Raw genomic sequence first — 18828 nt, 5'->3', positions numbered from 1 at the left:
TCTTATGTTTAGATTTTTAATGAACGACAATCGGCATCCTCATGCCTGGTCTTGCCCTGCTTCCAGCGTGAACGAGACGGGCAAGGTGACGGTCACAGTGCCCTGGTGCAAGACCTTGTCGGGCGGCGCCGGCAACGGTTGCGCGCGCTGCAGCACTTGCAGCGCTTCGCGGTCGAGCAGCGCCGTGCCCGATGAAGTGATCAACTCGCTGGCCAGCAGCTTGCCGTCGCGGTCGACCTGGAAACGCACCCAGGCGGCGCCAGCGCGCTTGCGCTGGCGTGCATCGCCAGGATAGCGCTTGAAATGGGCCAGGTGAGTGAGCACCCGGCTTTGCCAACTGGCCGGCGCCGCGCTGGCGGACGGCGTGTCGCTGTTGAACGGCGCCGCCTGCGGGCCGCGCACGGCGGCGGGCGCCGGCGTGGCGCTGCTGCTGGCCTGCGCAGGCGCCGATGAGGCGTCCTTGGCGACATCCTTGGCCGGCTCCGACGACGGGCTGGCCGCCGCCTTTTCCTCTTTTTCCGCCGCGACGATGTGCGGCGCTGCGGCGCGCGCCAGCAGCGGCACCGCCTCTTGCCGGGTGCTACTCTTTGTCGGCCGGGAATCACTGGAAGCGGCCGACTGGCGCGCACCCACTGCCAAGCTCGGCTGCGTTTCAGCCGACATCGCCTGCGCAGCAAAGACCAGCATCACGCTGGCCGGCGGTTGTGCAAGCACGCCGGTGACCGGCTGCCAGGCTGCCCACAACAGCAGCGCCAGCGCCGTGGCCAGCACCAGCGCCGTGGCAATGCCCCAGTTCAAGACGGGACGCAGCGCCAGCGTGGCCACCCCGCTCACCCGCCCTCCCGGCCAACCAGTCCCACTTTCAGATAACCGGCCTGGCGCAGGGCATCCATCACGCCCAGCACGTCTTCATAGGCGGCTTGCTTGTCGGCCTGGAAAAACAGCGTGCGTTGGCGGTCGCCGCCCGTCTCGACATCAAGCAAACGCCCCAACTGCTCGCGCGCCACGGGCGATTCCCCGAGGTACAGGCTGTGGTCGGCCTTCAGCGACACGAACAGCGGCTGGTCGGGACGCGGCTCGGGCTTGGCCGTGGCGGCAGGCAAGTCGATTTTCAGGTCGACCGTGGCCAGCGGCGAGACCACCATAAAGATGATCAGCAGCACCAGCATCACGTCGATGAAGGGCGTAACATTGATCTCGCAGAGTTCCGGCATGTCGGCCGTATCGTCGTCAGACGAAGGAAACAGGGAAGCCATGGTTCAAGCCTGCTTGCGCGCGTCGAGGTCACGGCTCAGCATCAGCAGCACTTGCGCCGAGGCGGCGCGCAGCTGGGCCTTGTACTGGTTGATGCCACGGCTCAAGAGGTTATAGATGACGACGGCGGGAATCGCGGCCACCAAGCCCAGGGCCGTCGCCAGCAAGGCTTCCGCGATCCCGGGCGCGACGGTGGCCAGGTTCGTACTCTGGCTGACGGCGATGCCGATAAAACTGTTCATGATGCCCCACACGGTGCCAAACAGCCCGACGAACGGCGCCACGGCGCCGATGCTGGCGAGCAGACCTATGCCTTGCGTCATGGCGCGTACCTGGTGCGCAATCCACTGTTCCTGGCGAAAACCGGCCCGCTCCTTCAAGGACGTGGCCGGCGCATTCGCGTGCGACAGACTCAGTTCCTGCTGTACCTCAGCGAGCAAATGTTGCGCCAGCAAACACGCCCCATGCTGCGTTTTTACTGCCGCGTCCGGCAAGCAGGTCGCCGTCTTCAGCACAGCCACGGCTCGCGCCGCCTCGCGCCGGGCTTTCAGCAGGCTGGCGCCTTTCACCAGCAAGACCACCCAGGTGGCCAGCGCGGCAATCAACAAGCCGACGAGGACGCTCTTCACGACCTGGTCGGCGGCGAAAAACATGCCCAGCGGCGACATGTCGTGTGGCAGCGCAGACGCTTGTGCGCTGGCATGGAACAGGGCGAGGAACACGCCACCGGTAGCGGCGTTAATAGAGAACAAGGTGGTACGCATGGGAGCTTCAACAGGTAACAGGCATGGCTGCGCCAACGGCGCGCATACGCATGCAAAAAAAATCGGAACAACTACCTGGCTGCTATGGATGAGCTTGCTGGGGAAGAATGCCGGGCTGAACGCCCGGCGGCAATACAAGCAATTACTTGGCGCTGGCGCCGGCTGTTGCTGCGGCTTCGGCTGTTACTGCTGCTGCCTCTGCTACTGCCGGCGTGAACCACACAAAATCGGCCTGCGTCGCCAGCACCGTGGCGCCGCGCGGCGCCAGTACCAGCACCAGCGGCGCGGGGCCGCCCGTCAAGTCCCGCACATGCAGCGGCACGCCCAGGTCCTTGTGCGCATGGTAGGCGCCAGCGATCAGCACGGCAGGCGCGGGCGCGGCCAGCAGGCGCTCGGCCATGCGGCGGTCGCGCTGTTGCTGCACCGACAGCATGGCGGCCAAGCGTGGCGCGTCGATCTGGTTATCATGCATGACACGGATAATGTCTTGCAATTTTTCATGCACCTTGCCATCGTTGGCCAGGTTGGAATGGATGCCCTGCACGGCCGGCTTGTCGATGAACATTTGCTTGATTTCGCTGCGGTCCAGGTTGGCCGACCAGAGCGGGTATGGCGCGCGCATCAGCGTCATGACCAGGTCGCCATATTGCTCCCATTTCCAGCTTGGCTGCCAGGCCATCAGCTCGGCCACGTGTGCCGGGCGCACCACGGGGTCCGTCTGCAGCCACGGTTTGACCTTGTCCACCTTGGCTTGCTGGTCCGGATTGAGCATTTCCAGCAGCACACTGCCTTGCGGACGCTGGCCCTGCAATTGCTGCAACAGCCATTGCTCGATCTGGTGATGGCTGAGCTGATCATGCTGTTCGCCGACGATCACGCGCGGCGCGGCTGCCAGCTGGACCAGCAATTGTTCAGCGCTCAGGCGCTGGCCGCTACGCAAGTCAACGATCTCGCCCAACTGGCGCACGTCTTGCGCAGAAACGGACGCGGCAGTCGTCGCACTCAACGGTGCGACGCTGCTGCAGGCGCTCAGCGCCAGCACGCAGGTGGGCAGGACGGCGGCGAAGGACAGGGGGAATTTCATGGGCATGGCCTTTCGGGTAAAGCGTGCAGTGCAAACAGGATAGGCGGGCATTTTAATAGAAATGATTCTCATTTACAACTAAGGCGGCGTAAAGCATGCAAATTTTTTATAACTGCCAAAATATCAACGCACTGCTTGCATGGCACCCCCGCGTGCGCAATAAAACAAAACAGCGCGGGACTCGCGTACATCAGACTGCGCTGTGGGCGGTACTCAAATCCGGACCAGATCGCGTGCCGGCAATCAATACCACCCCAAAAAGCAAATGCTGGGGTCGAAACCTGAGGGTACGCCCCCATTCCTTGCCGTTGGACTAATTTCTACAGCGGCATGCGCATCGGCACAAACGCAATGCCGTCCATTTCCACCTTCGGCCCCGTGGCGACGAAGCCCAAGCTGGCATACAAGGGCAAGGCGTAGAGCGAGGAATTGACGGTAAACGCCGTCACGCCGCCCCTGGCCAGCGATACCTCGCGGGCAGCCTGCCACAAACGGCGCGCCATGCCGCGCCGGTGCAGGGCGCGCGGCACGAACAGGTGGAACAGGTGCGTGTTGTCGCGCATCGCCACCACGCCGGCCAACTCACCATCGAGATACGCCAGCTGGTAAGCGTAATTGGGCAGCGACAGGTAGCCTTCGATGGCCGGCTGGCGGCAGTGTTGAATAAATTTTTCTGCCCCCGCACCGTCCGGGTGCAAGGTCAAAAAGGGCATCAAATCATCGATCAGGGCAACGATGGCGGGCGCGTCGGCGACCAGGGCGGGACGCATGATCGGTTCGGATAATGTTGTCATATTCAAATAATGCCATGCCTTCCTCGCCAGCGCTCACTCTCAACAAAAATCGCGGCTGCTGGTCCTTAAACGCCCCAGCAAATGCGACATATCGACCAGGCGCTTGGCCACCAGGTTGCGCACCAGCCCTTCGCGCTGCCACACGCCGTACACGCCCAGCAGGGGCGCGCTCAACACTTCGCGCCGCTGGCTGTCCACCAGATCGGGCCAGACGATGACGTTGACCGTACCTGTCTCGTCTTCCAGGGTCAGGAAGACCACGCCCTTGGCCGTGCCCGGGCGTTGGCGCACGGTGACGATGCCGCAGGCGCGCGCCAGCTGGCCATGCGTGTAGCTGGCAAGCGTCGCGGCGGGCAGGAAACGCTGCTCCAGCAACGGCTTGCGCAGCAGCGCCAGCGGGTGGCGGCCCAGCGTCAGGCCTTGCGCGCGGTAGTCGCTGACGATGCTCTCGCCTTCCGTCGGCGCGGCCAGCACGGGTAAGTCTTCCTCTGGTGTGATGGCGCGCAGCAAGTCCGTGTCGGGCATGGCGCCGGCCGCCTGCCACAACGCCTCGCGCCGGTGCCCGGCCAGCGCGTGCAAGGCGTTGCCGGCAGCGAGCACCTGCAAGTCATGCCGGTCCAGGCCGCCACGCCGGGCCAGGTCGGCCACGTCAAGAAAGGCGGCGATGGAACGCGCATCCTCGATGCGACTGGCCGCCTCCATGCGCATGCCAAACAGACTGTTCAAGCCCAAGCGCACGGCGGGCGCGCCGCCCTGCGCTGCCGGCCCTACCTGCCCGGCCTGCCCTTCCTGTTCTTCCAGCGTCGCCTCCCAGCCGCTGACGGCCACATCGACGGGCAGCACTTGCACGCCATGCCGGCGAGCATCCTGCACCAGCTGCGATGGACTGTAAAAGCCCATGGGCTGGCTGTTGAGCAAGGCGCACAGGAAGGCAGCCGGTTCGTGGCATTTCAGCCAGGAACTGGCGTACGTCAACAGGGCAAAACTGGCCGCATGTGATTCGGGGAAACCGTATTCGCCGAAACCCTCGATCTGGCTGAAGATGGCTTCGGAAAACTCTTTCTCATAGCCATTGTCCAGCATGGCATCGACGATGCGGTCATGGTAATTATTCATGCCGCCCTTGCGTTTCCAGGCCGCCATGGCGCGCCGCAACTGGTCCGCTTCACCGGGCGTAAAATCGGCGGCGATGATAGCCACCTGCATCACCTGCTCCTGGAAAATCGGGATGCCCAGGGTGCGCCCCAGGGCCTTTTCCAAGCCTTTCGGAAACACCACGGCTTCCTTCTGCTGGCGCCGCTGCAGATACGGATGCACCATACCGCCCTGGATGGGGCCGGGACGCACCAGCGCCACTTCAATGACGAGATCGTAAAATTGACGCGGGCGCAAGCGCGGCAGCATGCTCATCTGCGCGCGCGACTCGATCTGGAATACGCCGATGGTGTCGGCCTGACATATCATGTCGTAAGTGGCGCGGTCCTCAGCGGGAATATCCTGCATCCGGAACTCCTCGCCACGGCGTGCACTCACCAGTTCCAGCGCGCGGCGCAAGGCCGACAGCATGCCCAGCGCCAGCACGTCGACCTTCATCAAACCCAGCTCTTCAAGGTCGTTCTTGTCCCACTCGATGATGCTGCGCTCGGCCATGCTGGCGTTTTCAATCGGCACCAGGCGCGACAGCTTGCCTTGCGCAATCACAAAGCCACCGGGATGCTGCGACAGGTGCCGCGGAAATCCCAGTAACTGCTGCGCCAGGCTGGCCCACTGCTGCGACAACGGCGCCTCCGGGTCGAGCCCGCATTCGGCCAGGCGTTCCAGCAGATCGCGCTTGCCGTCGAACCAGCGGTGCGACTTGGCGACTTTTTCCACGATGGCCAGGTCGATCCCGAGTGCCCGGCCGCTGTCGCGCAAGGCGCTTTTCGGCCGGTAGCTGATCACCACGGCCGCCAGCGCGGCGCGCTCGCGGCCATATTTTGCGTAAATATATTGAATCACCTCTTCGCGCCGCTGGTGCTCGAAGTCGACGTCGATATCGGGCGGCTCGTTGCGCTCGCGCGACATGAAGCGCTCGACTAAGCAATTGCCGCGCGCCGGGTCCACTTCGGTGATGTGCAGGCAATAACAGACGGCCGAATTGGCAGCCGAACCGCGGCCCTGGCAGAGGATGTTTTGCCCGCGTGCAAAGCGCACGATGTCGTAGACGGTCAGGAAATACGGCTCGTAGGAAAGGTCGGCGATCAGGGCCAGTTCGTGCTCGATCTGCTGCTGTACGTGCGCCGGGATGCCGAGCGGAAAGCGCACGCGCGCGCCCGCATACGTTTCCTCGCGCAAATAGGTCGCCGGCGTGTGATGCGCGGGCACCAGCTCATCGGGATACTCATAGCGCAAGCTGTCGAGAGAGAAGGTACACAGTGCGGCGATGCGCAGGGTTTCGGCCAGCGCTTGCGGCGGATACACATTGGCCAGGCGCAAGCGGGCGCGCAGATGCTGCTCCGCATTTTGCGCCAGCGCATAGCCGCATTCGCCCACGGGCTTGCCCACGCGGATGGCGCACAAGGTGTCGAGCAAGGGCTTGCGCGAACGCACATGCATGCACACATGGCCGACAGCCACCACGCGCAAGCCCAACGCCTGCGCGGCGTCTTGCACGCTGCTGCGGTGTGCTTCATCCTGCGCCCGCTGCAGCAGGTTCAGGCCTATCCAGCTGCGCGCGCGGCCAAAGGTGGACGCCATCCACGCGCCCTGCGCGCGCAGCGTCTCGGGCTGGGCCGGATAGCTGGGCAGCAAGATCATCAGACAGCCGGGCAAACCCTGCAAATGGGCAAACCCGGGCGGGGGCGTGGCGAAATCATCGGGCGTCAGCAAGTAACGGCCCTTGGCCGCGCGCGTGCGCGCCATGGTGATCAGCTCCGACAAGTTGCCGTAGCCCTCGCGGTCCTGCACCAGCGCCAGCAAGGACAGCGCCGGGCTGCCATCGGCCTGCGTCAAATGAAAATGCGCGCCGATAATGAGCGGAAAACCGGTCCGCTTGGCCACTGCATGGGCGCGCACCACGCCAGCCAGCGAACACTCGTCCGTAATGGCCAGCGCCCTGTAACCGAGCTGGGCAGAGCGCGCCACCAGCTCCTCCGCATGCGAGGCCCCATGCAAGAAGCTGAAATTGCTCAGACAATACAACTCAGCATACTCGGCTAAGACTGCGCCCCACATGACACACCTCAATACTGTATATAAACACAGTATATTATACGCATCTTGAATCGGGCGGCAGCTGATCGTGCTGATCGTGCTGATCGTGCTGATCGTACTTATTGTGCTGATCGTTTATGCTGGTGTTTTTCCTTTTGTCTAGACTGCCATGATCGTCCAACTCCTGAAATGTTTCGGCACCGCAGCCGGTGGCGGCAATGCAGCGCTGGTCGTGGAAAACGACCACGCCAGCGTCACGGCGCGCCAAACCTTCGCGCGCGAACACCGGGTCGGCGCCTGCGTCTTCATCGACCGGCAAGCGGACGGCGCCATCGTGCTCGACTATTATTATCCGCACACGCGCAGTGCGCTGTGCCTGCATGCCACCTTGGCAGCGACGCATGTGCTGCTAACGGCGCCTGGCGCCACGGCAACGCTGACGGTGAGCACGGCCATGCACGGGCAAGCCTTGCAACTGGTACGCCGCGCGGCAGGCATATCGCAACGCTTATTCGTGGGCCTCACGCCGCAACCGGCGCCAGCGGTCATGCTGGAAAAATATCTTGCCTCGGAACTCATGGGCCAGCACATGCACTTGCTGTCGCCGCCCGTGATCGCCTCGGTCGGCAGTGCAAAGCTGCTGCTGGAAGTGGCCGACAGCAGCATCCTGCGCGCGCTGCGGCCGAACCTGGAACTGATCGCCGACTGGAGCACCTTGCATACAGTGAACGGCTGCTATGTGTATTGCCGCACGGGCGAAGACAGTTACGAGGGACGCAACTTCAACCATCTCGACCCGTCGCTGGAAGACAGCGCCACGGGCGTAGCGGCGGGTGCACTGGCATCGCATAGGCAACAATCGCTGCGCCTGCATCAGGGCCATGTGACACAGCAACCGTGTTTGATCGAGGTGCACTACCGTCCCGGGGAAATCCTGGTGGGCGGCATGGTGCAAGCGTGCACCTGAAAGGGGCATCATGCACCAGTGTAAGGCAAGCCAGGCGATGGACAAAAAGATAGTCCACCAGGAAACAACAGTTGGGGCAGATTTGTAATAAAAAACAAAGTATCGCTAGTGGAGCACGAAATGATGGCACTAGAATCAATGGCACTAGAATGAAATAAATCTTGCCCATCAGCCACTTGGAGACACCGCGTGCCCACCCTTACCATCTTGCGTAAAGCCATCCTCATCAGCCTATACGGCAGCGCCGCCATGGCCGCATTCGGTCCCGCCGCCATGGCCCAGACCACGGAAGCGGGCGCCACCGATGGTCCCGTGCAAACAGTCAGCGTGGTCGGCTCGCGCCGGGTCACCAGTTCCGCCACCGACACCATGGCGCCGGTCGATATCATTCCCATTTCCAAGGTGGCAGAGCAAGGTGGCCAGTTTGACCTGGCCCAATCGCTGCAATACATTTCGCCCTCGTTCAACTCCACGCGCCAGACGGGCGCCGACGGCGCCGACCTGGTCGATTCAGCCGCCCTGCGCGGTCTCGGTTCCGACCAGACCCTGGTGCTGGTGAATGGCAAGCGGCGCCACACGACGGCCCTGGTCAACCTGTTTGGCGCGCGCAACCGCGGCAACACGGGCACGGACATGAATGCGATTCCCTTGCTGGCGATCAAGAACGTGCAAGTGCTGCGCGACGGTGCCGCCGCCCAATACGGCTCGGATGCTATTGCCGGTGTGATCGACATCGAACTGAAGAAAAGCCTCGGTTGCGAAGCGGTAGCCGGCTACAGCCAGTACTCAGCCAGCGACGGCAAGAACTATATGACGTCCGCATATTGCGGCATCGCGCTGGGCGACAAGGGCACCCTGGCCATCACGGGCGAATACCTGGACCGGGGCCGCTCGAACCGGGCTGATGCGGACAGCATGCGCATCATCGGCGACACCAAGGCCAAGAACAAGACCCTGTACGTCAATGGCGACTACGCCACCAGCAGCACCAGCAAACTGTACTTCACGGCCGGCGCGCAAACGCGTGACGCGTCGAGCGCCGCGTTTGGCCGTGGCGGCATCGGCAGCGAGGACATTCCGTCGCGCAATTCGGCCGCCATGTATCCGAACGGTTTCGTACCGTTCATTAACGGCAAGATCGACGACCAGTACGCCACCGTCGGCCACCGCAGCCAGATCGGCGAATGGCATGCGGACTTTTCGCAAACCTTTGGCTACAACAAGATGCGCTACGACATCAGTAACACCTTGAATGCATCGATTGCCAACCTCGACTTGATGAACGGCGGCAAAGGCGTCAGCGCCAGCAACTACGACGCGGGCGGCTTCTCGTTCCAGCAGCTGACCAGCAACGCCGATTTCAGCCGCTACTATGACACGGTGATGAAAGGCATGAACCTGGCCTTCGGCGCCGAATATCGCAGCGAGCAATACAAGATCATGGCCGGCGAACGGGGCTCCTACATCGACGCCGACGGCGTGGGCATGGGCGGCAATGCGGGCAGTCAGGGCTTTCCCGGCTTCCAGCCCGGCGACGCCAGCAAGGCCAAACGCCACAGTATCGCCGCGTATGCCGACGTGGAACTGGAATGGACGGAACGCCTGAAAACGCAGGCTGCCCTGCGCTATGAAAAATTCAGCGATTTCGGTTCTACCGTGACGGGCAAACTGGCCGCCAGCTATAAAGTGGTGCCAAATGTGCTGCTGCGTGGCTCGGCCAGCACGGGTTTTCGCGCGCCATCGCTGCAGCAAGTGTATTTCTCGTCCACCTTCACCGACTTCATCGGCGGCGTGCCTACCGACGTGGTGCTGGCCCCGAATGGCGGCAGCGTCGCCAACGCGGCCGGCATTCCCAAGTTGAAAGAGGAAAAATCCACCAGCTTTACGTTAGGCACCACCTGGACGCCGACGCAAGCCATTTCCGTGACGGCCGACTTGTACAATATCAAGATCAAGGACCGCATCGTGCTGTCGGGCCGCTTCAATGCCGACAACTACCCGGACCTGGCAGCGCGCCTGGCCCTGTTGGGCGTTGGCGAGGCGCAATTCTTCGTCAACTCCATCGATACGCGCACGCGCGGCCTGGACCTGACGGCCTCGCACAAGGGCGAGCTGGCCGGCAACCGCCTGAACACCTTCCTGGCGCTGAACTTGAGCAAGACGGAAGTGATGAAAATCAAGACGCCTGACTCGCTGAAAGGCTACGAAGACGTGCTGCTGTCCGAGCGCGAACGCCTGTTCATCGAACAGGGCGGCCCACGCGCGAAATCCACGCTGGGCTTCGACTACATCACGGGCAAACTGGAATCGAACTTGCGCGTCATTTATTTTGGTCCGCAAACCCTGGGCACCTTCAGCGGCACGGCTGCCGGCGTGCCCAACGCCCGTTACGCAGCCAAGACCTCGGCCGACCTGAGCTTTACCTACAGCGTCAACAAGAACACCAAGCTCACTTTCGGTGGCAACAACATTTTCAACGTCAAGCCGAGCACGCAAAACCCGGACGAGACGGACAACGGCTTCAAGTACGACAGCGTGCAGTTCGGCTTGAACGGTGCCTCGTATTTCGGCCGGCTGTGGGTGAAATTCTGATCACCATTTCCGTCTGAAGAAACAGCGGCTGCGCCAGCATGGGCAGCCGCTGTTTCTTTATGCACATCAATACACTGCCGTCCAAGATCGATTGTCGCTGCTCTTGATATGGCAAGAGCTCGATTCAGCAACTGTGCCGCGCAGCACGGCTGCGGCGAACAATCTTTGCCCTGCGACGGAAAGCACGGATAATAGCGGCTAACTCATCAGCACAGTATTGGATTACCTCATGGAAATTAAAGTCAACTTTCTCGATAAGCTGCGGCTTGAAGCCAAGTTCGACGATTTTACGGTCATCGCCGACCAGCCCATCCGCTATAAAGGCGATGGTTCGGCGCCCGGCCCGTTCGATTATTTTTTGGCATCATCGGCGCTGTGTGCCGCGTACTTCGTGAAGTTGTATTGCGATACGCGCAATATTCCGACCGAAAATATTCGCCTGTCGCAAAACAATATCGTTGATCCGGACAACCGTTACCAACAGATATTCAAGATTCAAGTCGAGCTGCCAGCCGATATCTCGGCCAAGGACCGCCAGGGTATCTTGCGCTCTATCGACCGTTGCACGGTGAAAAAAGTGGTGCAGACGGGTCCCGAATTCGTGATTGAAGAAGTCGAGAACCTGGACGCCGATGCGCAAGCCTTGCTGGCCCTGAATCCGGCTCCTGGCGCGAGCACGTATATCGTCGGCAAGGACTTGCCGCTGGAGCAAACCATCGCCAATATGTCCAGCCTGCTGGCGGGTCTGGGCATCAAGATTGAAATCGCTTCGTGGCGCAACATCATCCCGAATGTATGGTCGCTGCATATCCGCGACGCGCACTCGCCCATGTGTTTCACCAACGGCAAGGGCGCAAGCAAGGAAAGCGCGCTGGCCTCGGCCCTGGGCGAGTATATCGAGCGCCTCAGCAACAACCATTTCTACGCCGGTTCGTTCTGGGGCGAGGATATTGCCAACGCGCCATTCGTGCATTACCCGAACGAGCGCTGGTTCAAGCCGGGCCGCAAGGATGCGCTGCCGAAAGAGATTCTCGACGCTTACTGCCGCGACATCTACGATGCCGATGGCGAGCTGCGCGGCTCGCACCTGATCGATACCAATTCCGGCAATGCCGAGCGCGGCATTTGCTCGCTGCCGTATGTACGCCAGTCCGACGGCGAGACCGTGTATTTCCCCTCCAACTTGATTGAAAACCTGTACGTCAGCAATGGCATGAGTGCCGGCAATACCCTGGTCGAAGCGCAGGTGCAATGTCTGTCGGAAATTTTCGAACGGGCCGTGAAGCGCGAAATCCTCGAAAGCGAGATCGCCCTGCCCGACGTGCCACAGGCAGTGCTGGCGAAGTATCCCGGCATTCTGGCCGGCATACAGGGATTGGAAGAGCAAGGCTTTCCCGTGCTGGTGAAAGATGCGTCGCTGGGCGGCGTGTACCCGGTGATGTGCGTCACCCTGATGAACCCGCGCACGGGCGGCGTGTTTGCCTCGTTCGGCGCGCACCCAAGCCTGGAAGTAGCGCTAGAGCGCAGCCTGACGGAGTTGCTGCAGGGACGCAGCTTTGAAGGCTTGAACGACTTGCCGCAACCGACCTTTGCCAGCGAAGCTGTCACCGAGCCCAACAACTTCGTCGAACACTTCATCGATTCCAGCGGCATCGTCTCGTGGCGCTTTTTCAGCGCCAAGGCCGATTACGACTTTGTCGAGTGGGATTTTTCCGGCCACGGCGACGGCTCGAATGCCGAGGAAGCGGCGACCCTGTTCGGCATCCTCGCCGACATGGGCAAGGAAGTCTACACGGCCGAGTACGACCAACTGGGCGCTATCGCTTGCCGTATCCTCGTGCCCGGTTATTCGGAGGTGTATCCGGTCGAAGATTTAATCTGGGACAACACCAACAAGGCGCTGCTGTTCCGCGCCGACATCCTGAACCTGCATGGCCTGGACGATGCCAGCCTGGAAGACCTGCTCGAGCGCCTGGAAAACAGCGAGCTCGATGAGTACGGCGACATTGCCACCCTGATCGGCATCGAGTTTGACGAAAATACCGTCTGGGGCCAGCTGACAACGCTGGAATTGAAGCTGCTGATTCGTCTCGCCTTGCAGCAATTCGAGGAAGCGAAAGAGCTGGTAGAAACGTTCCTGCAGTACAACGACAACACGCTCGAGCGCAAGCTGTTCTATCAAGCCTTGAACGTGGTACTGGAAGTGGAACTGGACGAAGAGCTGGAACTCGATGATTACGTGCTCAATTTCCGCCGCATGTTTGGCGACGCCCGCATGGACGCGGTGCTGGGCTCGGTGGACGGCAGCGTGCGCTTCTTCGGCCTGACGCCGACCAGCATGCAACTGGAAGGCCTTGAGCGGCACCAGCGCCTGATCGACAGCTACAAAAAGCTGCACGCAGCGCGCGCCAAGGCGGCGCGCTAAAGCGGCAAGCCAGGGATGGACCTGCCGCAGTGTATCCCTGGCAGCGCGCCTGACGACTATCAGCCAGCCGCCAGCGCCGCGATCTCTTTCTGCATGTTTTCAATGGCCCGCGCGTTATACTGATCGGCGAAATACGCATCGCCAAACAGTTGGCCCGCCTGCGCCTTGGCGCACAGGTGCTGCAAGGCCAAGCCCCGCTGCTCGTTGAAGCGCACGCGGTCCACATGCGCGTATTCAAGGCCGATGGCTTGCGTATAGGCGTGATACACCTCTTCATCCTGGCCCAGGATGGCCAAGTCGGCGCTGAGCATGGCATCCTTGAGCGCGTGGCTGATGCCGGGGCCCTGGAAATGGTCGGTAACGCGTATCAATTGTGCTACATCATGGTTATCCCCAGCGTCGAGGCCGCTGGCCAGCCACAGTTGGGCGCTCGCTTCTTCGCTGGAAAACAGCGCGTCTTCGTCGTGGCTGTAGACGGCGTCATGGAACCAGAAAGCTTTTTTCACCAGCGCGCTGTCGCGTGTAGAGGCATAGGTGTTGTCGGCCCACACGCGGATCTCGGACAGGCCGTGCACCAGGTGGTCGAGGTTGTGATAGTGGCGGTCCGTGCCGCCATACGCCTGTGCTCCCGTCAAGTGCGCGAACCAGTGATCGGCCAGCGCGACATCGGCTGGCGCAGCGGTGGCGTAATGCCACAGCGCTTCCCACTCCTTGCGCAGGCAGTCGAGTATCCATGCGTGGTAGGCAGGGCCGGGAACGAATTTCTTCATGGTCCAGTTCCAGCCCACGGGGCCTTCCAGCGCCTTGACGAAGCTGGAACTGACAGAACCGAGGTCGCGCGGCGGCATGACGAAAATCGTCTTGGCGCCCTGCAACACGTCCACATTGGTTTGCTGGATCAGGTTTTCATAGTCGAAATCGGCAGTCGTGCGGATGCCGCGGATCAGATAGTCGCAGCCATGCTTTTTCGCCGCGCGCGCCGTGTAATCGCCCTTGACGATGACCACTTGCACATTGTCCCAGCCACATTCGCGCGCGCTCTGCTCGATGATGCGCTTGCGGTCTTCGGCAGGAAACTGGGGGCGCTTGGCGGGGTTTTGCGACAGGAACACGATCACCTCGTCGGCAAGCGAACGCGCTTCGCCGATCACCCACATATGGCCGTTGGTGATGGGGTCGAGTGTTCCTGAAAATCCGATTCTCTGCATGTGCGCTCCGTGGTCTGATTCTGCTTGTTTCGCAGACAATATAGGGCCACGGCGCGCGCGTCAATGCAGCAGCTTAAAGATCGGCCTCATCGCGCCTCGATCTGGAGAGAAATCTGCCTCATTTTTTTGCCGGCAAGGGCAATTCCACGCGCACGCACAAGCCGCCCAGGCGCTCGGACTTGTCCAGCACCAGGCGCGCGCCATGGTGTTCGGCAATGGCCTTGATGATGGCCAGCCCCAGGCCGCTGCCGTTGGCATCCGTGCCGGGCACGCGGTAGAAACGGCTGAAGACGCGCTCGCGCTCCTCGGGCGCAATGCCGGGGCCGCTGTCTTCCACCGACAAGGTCACGCCGACGGGGCTGGCGCGCAGGTCGATATCGACCGTACCGCCCTGCGGCGTGTACTTGATGGCGTTGTCGACCAGGTTGCGCAGCATGATGTTGAGCGCATCGGCCTGCCCCGCCACCTTGGCCGGGTCCATGTGGTGCAGGCCCAGGTCGATCTTGCGCGCTTGCGCGATACCAGCCATGTCGCCCAGCGCGCGCTTGACGACGTCATTCAAGTCCACCGCCTGCAACTGGTCGCCGCTGGCGGCGCTCGCTTCCTGGCGCGCCAGCACCAGCAACTGCTCGACCAGGCGCGTGGCCCGCTCGATGCCGGCGCTGACGCGGGAAATGGCCAGGCTGCGCTTTTCTTCCGATTCGGCCCGCTCCAGGCTCAGCACCTGCAATTTCAATGCCGCCAGCGGCGTGCGCAATTCATGCGCGGCGTCGGCGACAAAATGCTGCTGCGCGTCGAACGCCGTCTTTACACGGCCGAACAGCAAGTTCAATTCATGCACCAGGGGCCGCACTTCGTCGGGCAAGCCCGCTTCCGAGACGGGCGAGAGGTCGTCCGCCTGGCGCGCCGCCACCTGTTTGCGCACGCGCGAGACGGGTGCCAGCGAACCGCTGACGACCCACCAGACGACCAGCATCAATATCGGCGCCATCAGGGCAATCGGCCCCACCGTGCGCAGCGCCAGGCTGCCGGCCATGCGCTTGCGCACGGCCATGTCCTGGGCGATCTGCACGGTCTGGGAACTGGTTTGCACGGAAAAGATGCGGTAGGTGGTGCCGTTCGCCTTGACATTCGAAAAGCCCAGCACGGCGCGCTGCGGCAGTTCCGCGCGCGTGATCGAGCGGAACACCTGCACGCCATCGGGCGTCCACACCTGCACCACCATATCGTTGTTGACCGGGTCGGCCGGCAACGCTTGCGCATGGTTGGCCAGCGGCGCGCCGGAGCGCAGCGACAAGGCCATCTGCTGCATGTGATAGTCGAAGATCTGATCGGCGTCGTACAGGGCGCTGCGATAGGCGATCGACGCCTGCGCCAGAGCCGCCATGATGATGGCCGCCAGCAAAAACCACAGCAGACGGCCGCGCAGCGAATGCGTCACCGTGACCTTCATCCTCATGCCTTGGGCACCATATAACCGAGACCGCGCACGTTCTGGATCAGGTCGCTGCCCAGCTTCTTGCGCAAGCCATGGATATACACTTCCACGGCATTGCTGTTGACTTCATCCTTCCAGCTATACAGTTTTTCTTCCAGCTGCGCGCGCGACAGCACGATGCCGGGGCGCGCGATCAACGCTTCCAGCACGGCCCATTCACGCGCCGACAGATTGACGGGATGGCCCTCGGCGATCACTTCGCGCGTCAGCGGATTGATCGACACGCCCTGGTGTTCGAAGATCGGCTCGGGCCGCCCCGAGGCGCGCCGCAGCAGGGCGCGGATGCGCGCCAGCAGTTCATCGAGGTCATACGGCTTCAAGACATAATCGTCGGCGCCCGCGTCCAGGCCAGCGATGCGCTGCTCGACGGCGTCGCGCGCCGTGGCCACCAATACGGGCGTGTCGAGCTTGCGCAAACGCATGGAACGCAGCACATCGAGGCCATCCTTGCGCGGCAAGCCCAGGTCCAGCAGCACCAAATCATAGGTTTGCGTCTGCAAGGCCGTATCGGCCATATCGCCATCCTTGACCCAGTCCACCGCGTAATGCTCGGCGCGCAGCAAATCGAGCACCACCTCGCCGATCATCGTATCGTCTTCTACCAGCAATAGCCGCATGGCTGCTCCTTGTTCAATTTTTCACCCCAACGGCGAAAGGCCGGGGTCGAACCCGACGGGGGAATGTGTCCCAATGGGACACATTCCGATCGCGAAGTGACTGACCCCGGTACTAAGTAATCAACCCAAACGCACGGGAATAAAAATCTTGTCGGGCCCGCGCTGTATCAGCAAGGCTACCGACTTGGCCGATTTCTCGACCACCTCGCGTACCTGTTCGACTGTGTTGACGGGGTGGCCATTGACCGACAATAGCACGTCTCCCGGCTGCACTCCGGCATTCGCGGCCGCGCCGCCGGCGTCTTCGACCAGCAGGCCGGCGCTGATGCCAGCCATGCGTTTTTCATCCGATTGTAAAGGACGCAGGGCCAGGCCCAGCTTTAACTTGCCGGCGGCGCTGTCGTTTTTTGCCACCTCGGCCACCTTGTCGGCGGCATTGCCCAGCATCGCCGTCAGGCTGACGATCTTGCCGTCACGCCAGATATCCATGCTGATCTTGTCGCCTGGCAAGGACGTGCCCACCAGCGCCGGCAAGTCGGCCGAAGCGATGATGCGCTGGCCATTCACCTTGCGCACCACGTCGCCCGATTTCAGGCCTGCCTTGTCGGCCGGGCTGCCGCGCTCCACGTTGGCCACCAGCGCGCCTTCCGGCGTGGCCAGCTTGAACGAGTCGGCAAAGCCCTGGTTCACTTCCTGCACCGTTACGCCCAGCTTGGCATGGCTGGCCTTGCCCGTGGCAACGATCTGGTCCTTGATGCGGCCGGCCAGGTCGATGGGGATGGCGAACGACAAGCCCTGGAAGCCGCCCGTCTGGCTGTATATCTGTGAATTGATGCCGACCACTTCGCCGCGCGTGTTGAACAGCGGGCCGCCAGAATTGCCGGGGTTCACCGCCACATCAGTCTGGATGAACGGTACGTTGCTGTCATCGGGCAGGGAACGGCCCTTGGCGCTGACCACGCCCGCCGTCACCGTGCTGTCGAAACCATATGGCGAACCGATGGCCAGCACCCATTCGCCCACTTTCAGCTCGCTCGAATGACCGAGCGGTACGATGGGCAGCTTGTTGGCGTCGATTTTCAGCACCGCGATATCGGTCTTCGGATCCGTGCCCAGCACCTTGGCGCGAAATTCGCGGCGGTCGTTGAGCTTGACGGTCACCTCGCGCGCATCGCGCACCACATGGGCGTTGGTCATGATGATACCGTCCTGGCTGACGATGAAGCCCGAACCGAGGCCGTGCGTGGGCACATCGCGGCCACCGCGCTGCCCGCCTTGCGGCCCCTGGAAGCGGCGAAAGAATTCGAAGAACGGATCGTTGGCGAAGTCATCGTTGCCCGCCTGGGCCGCCGAGTCGTAGGCCACCTTGGTGCTGCCCGTGACACTGATGTTGACCACGGCCGGGCTGTTGCGCGCGGCGATCTGGCTAAAGTCGGGCAAGGCCACCAACGGCGCGCCGGCAGCGGGTGCCACTGCAGCGGCCACCGCAGTGGCAGGCGCGGCGGCTGCGCCATTCGCGCCAGCATTATTCTGGCGCATCACCATGGCACCGCCCGCACCCAGCACACCGATCGCGGCCAGCGCGGCTACGGTGCGTTTGATTTTAAGAGATGCGGTATTGGTTTGCTGTTCCATGCATTGCTCCTCATTCAATGAGATGTTGATGTATGCAATAGTGGGCCACGAGTCTTAGGCGGTGCTTAACATTTTTCCATTTGGAAACAGGCGCTGGCGCCGTTGAGCAGGCTGTCATCTTGCCTGCCGCGCGCACCTCGCATGGAGGGCTATGCAGGGCCCGAACGGGCTCTGGACGTGACACTGGCCGGATCAACCGGCCAGTATTTTACTATACGGAAAAGGGGTACCCCTCTCCGACGATGCCAGCGCGTGGCGCCGACATCAGCTCAACTCAACTGAGTTCAGCTCAGCTCAGGCTGCCTGGCGCTGATCGAGCGCATTCACGTTAGCGGCGCTGGCGTGGGTGCCGCTGCCGATCTCGATCTTGCGCGGCTTCAGCGCTTCCGGTACTTCACGCACCAGCTCGATGGTCAGCATGCCGTTTTCAAACGTGGCGCCCGTGACCTTCACGTGGTTAGCCAGCTGGAAACGCTGTTCGAAATCGCGGGCAGCGATGCCGCGGTGCAAGAACGTGCGCTCGACGCCATCTTTCTGCTTGCGGCCCGTGACATGCAGCGAATCACGTTCAGCAATGATGTCGATCTCTTCGCGCGAGAAGCCGGCCAATGCCATCACGATCCGGTATTTATCTTCCGACACCAGTTCGATGTTGTAAGGGGGATAGCTCGGTTGTGCATCGGCGCGCTGTTCGTTCAGCAACTGTGCCAGGCGGTCAAAGCCGATGGCGGAACGGTACAGGGGAGCAAGGTCAAAAGTACGCATGATAAATATCCTTTTCAAATGAAGCGATAAGAG

General features: G+C 62.0%; 14 protein-coding genes. 3 read left to right on the top strand and 11 right to left on the bottom strand.

Annotated features, from left to right (window positions below; all coding sequences use genetic code 11):
• Nucleotides 1-39: 39 nt before the first annotated feature.
• The 6 genes from ACQ4V8_RS01315 to ACQ4V8_RS01290 all read right to left on the bottom strand — a co-directional run bounded on the left by ACQ4V8_RS01315 (nucleotide 40) and on the right by ACQ4V8_RS01290 (nucleotide 7109).
• Complete coding sequence (locus ACQ4V8_RS01315) at nucleotides 40-834, bottom strand: energy transducer TonB family protein (protein ID WP_436570768.1); 795 nt, start codon at nucleotides 832-834, stop codon at nucleotides 40-42.
• On the bottom strand, nucleotides 831-1256 hold the full coding sequence (gene exbD / locus ACQ4V8_RS01310; protein WP_010400541.1) for a TonB system transport protein ExbD: 426 nt from the start codon (nucleotides 1254-1256) through the stop codon (nucleotides 831-833). The genes ACQ4V8_RS01315 and exbD overlap by 4 nt, the downstream gene beginning before the upstream one ends.
• Nucleotides 1257-1259: 3 nt before the next feature.
• Entirely contained in the window at nucleotides 1260-2018 is a 759-nt protein-coding gene (gene exbB, locus ACQ4V8_RS01305) for a tonB-system energizer ExbB (RefSeq protein WP_010400543.1), read from the bottom strand.
• A gap of 142 nt (nucleotides 2019-2160) precedes the next feature.
• Nucleotides 2161-3102: a ChaN family lipoprotein gene (locus ACQ4V8_RS01300; protein ID WP_436570767.1), complete on the bottom strand. Its 942-nt coding sequence runs from the start codon at nucleotides 3100-3102 to the stop codon at nucleotides 2161-2163.
• Nucleotides 3103-3422: 320 nt separating this feature from the next.
• On the bottom strand, nucleotides 3423-3896 hold the full coding sequence (locus tag ACQ4V8_RS01295; protein ID WP_261980905.1) for a GNAT family N-acetyltransferase: 474 nt from the start codon (nucleotides 3894-3896) through the stop codon (nucleotides 3423-3425).
• A gap of 39 nt (nucleotides 3897-3935) precedes the next feature.
• On the bottom strand, nucleotides 3936-7109 hold the full coding sequence (locus ACQ4V8_RS01290) for an error-prone DNA polymerase (protein WP_436570766.1): 3174 nt from the start codon (nucleotides 7107-7109) through the stop codon (nucleotides 3936-3938).
• Between the two features lie 148 nt (nucleotides 7110-7257).
• Between ACQ4V8_RS01290 and ACQ4V8_RS01285 the strand changes: the two genes are divergently transcribed.
• From ACQ4V8_RS01285 to ACQ4V8_RS01275, 3 genes are all read left to right on the top strand, one after another.
• Nucleotides 7258-8055: a PhzF family phenazine biosynthesis protein gene (locus ACQ4V8_RS01285; RefSeq protein ID WP_436570765.1), complete on the top strand. Its 798-nt coding sequence runs from the start codon at nucleotides 7258-7260 to the stop codon at nucleotides 8053-8055.
• Between the two features lie 249 nt (nucleotides 8056-8304).
• Nucleotides 8305-10647, top strand: coding sequence for a TonB-dependent receptor plug domain-containing protein (locus ACQ4V8_RS01280; RefSeq protein WP_436570866.1), 2343 nt, complete (start codon nucleotides 8305-8307; stop codon nucleotides 10645-10647).
• Nucleotides 10648-10876: 229 nt separating this feature from the next.
• Nucleotides 10877-13072 carry an OsmC domain/YcaO domain-containing protein gene (locus ACQ4V8_RS01275; protein WP_436570764.1) on the top strand — a complete coding sequence of 732 codons (2196 nt, stop codon included), beginning with the start codon at nucleotides 10877-10879 and terminating at the stop codon, nucleotides 13070-13072.
• Between the two features lie 59 nt (nucleotides 13073-13131).
• Here the strand turns inward: ACQ4V8_RS01275 and coaD are convergent, their stop codons facing one another.
• From coaD to ACQ4V8_RS01250, 5 genes are all read right to left on the bottom strand, one after another.
• Nucleotides 13132-14280 (bottom strand): pantetheine-phosphate adenylyltransferase, encoded by a 1149-nt coding sequence (gene coaD / locus ACQ4V8_RS01270; RefSeq protein WP_436570763.1) that lies wholly within the window; start codon nucleotides 14278-14280, stop codon nucleotides 13132-13134.
• Nucleotides 14281-14398: 118 nt separating this feature from the next.
• Nucleotides 14399-15733 carry an ATP-binding protein gene (locus ACQ4V8_RS01265; RefSeq protein WP_010400557.1) on the bottom strand — a complete coding sequence of 445 codons (1335 nt, stop codon included), beginning with the start codon at nucleotides 15731-15733 and terminating at the stop codon, nucleotides 14399-14401.
• Nucleotides 15734-15735: 2 nt separating this feature from the next.
• Nucleotides 15736-16395, bottom strand: a complete 660-nt coding sequence (locus ACQ4V8_RS01260) for a response regulator (RefSeq protein WP_010400558.1) — start codon at nucleotides 16393-16395, stop codon at nucleotides 15736-15738.
• A gap of 120 nt (nucleotides 16396-16515) precedes the next feature.
• Nucleotides 16516-18030, bottom strand: coding sequence for a Do family serine endopeptidase (locus ACQ4V8_RS01255; protein ID WP_436570762.1), 1515 nt, complete (start codon nucleotides 18028-18030; stop codon nucleotides 16516-16518).
• Nucleotides 18031-18324: 294 nt separating this feature from the next.
• Nucleotides 18325-18795: an Hsp20 family protein gene (locus ACQ4V8_RS01250; RefSeq protein ID WP_436570761.1), complete on the bottom strand. Its 471-nt coding sequence runs from the start codon at nucleotides 18793-18795 to the stop codon at nucleotides 18325-18327.
• Between the last annotated feature and the right edge of the window lie 33 nt (nucleotides 18796-18828).

It is taken from the genome of Janthinobacterium paucivorans, from assembly GCF_051380805.1.
Classification (GTDB): domain Bacteria; phylum Pseudomonadota; class Gammaproteobacteria; order Burkholderiales; family Burkholderiaceae_D; genus Janthinobacterium; species Janthinobacterium lividum_D.
This window is presented reverse-complemented; position numbering and strand designations above follow the sequence as displayed.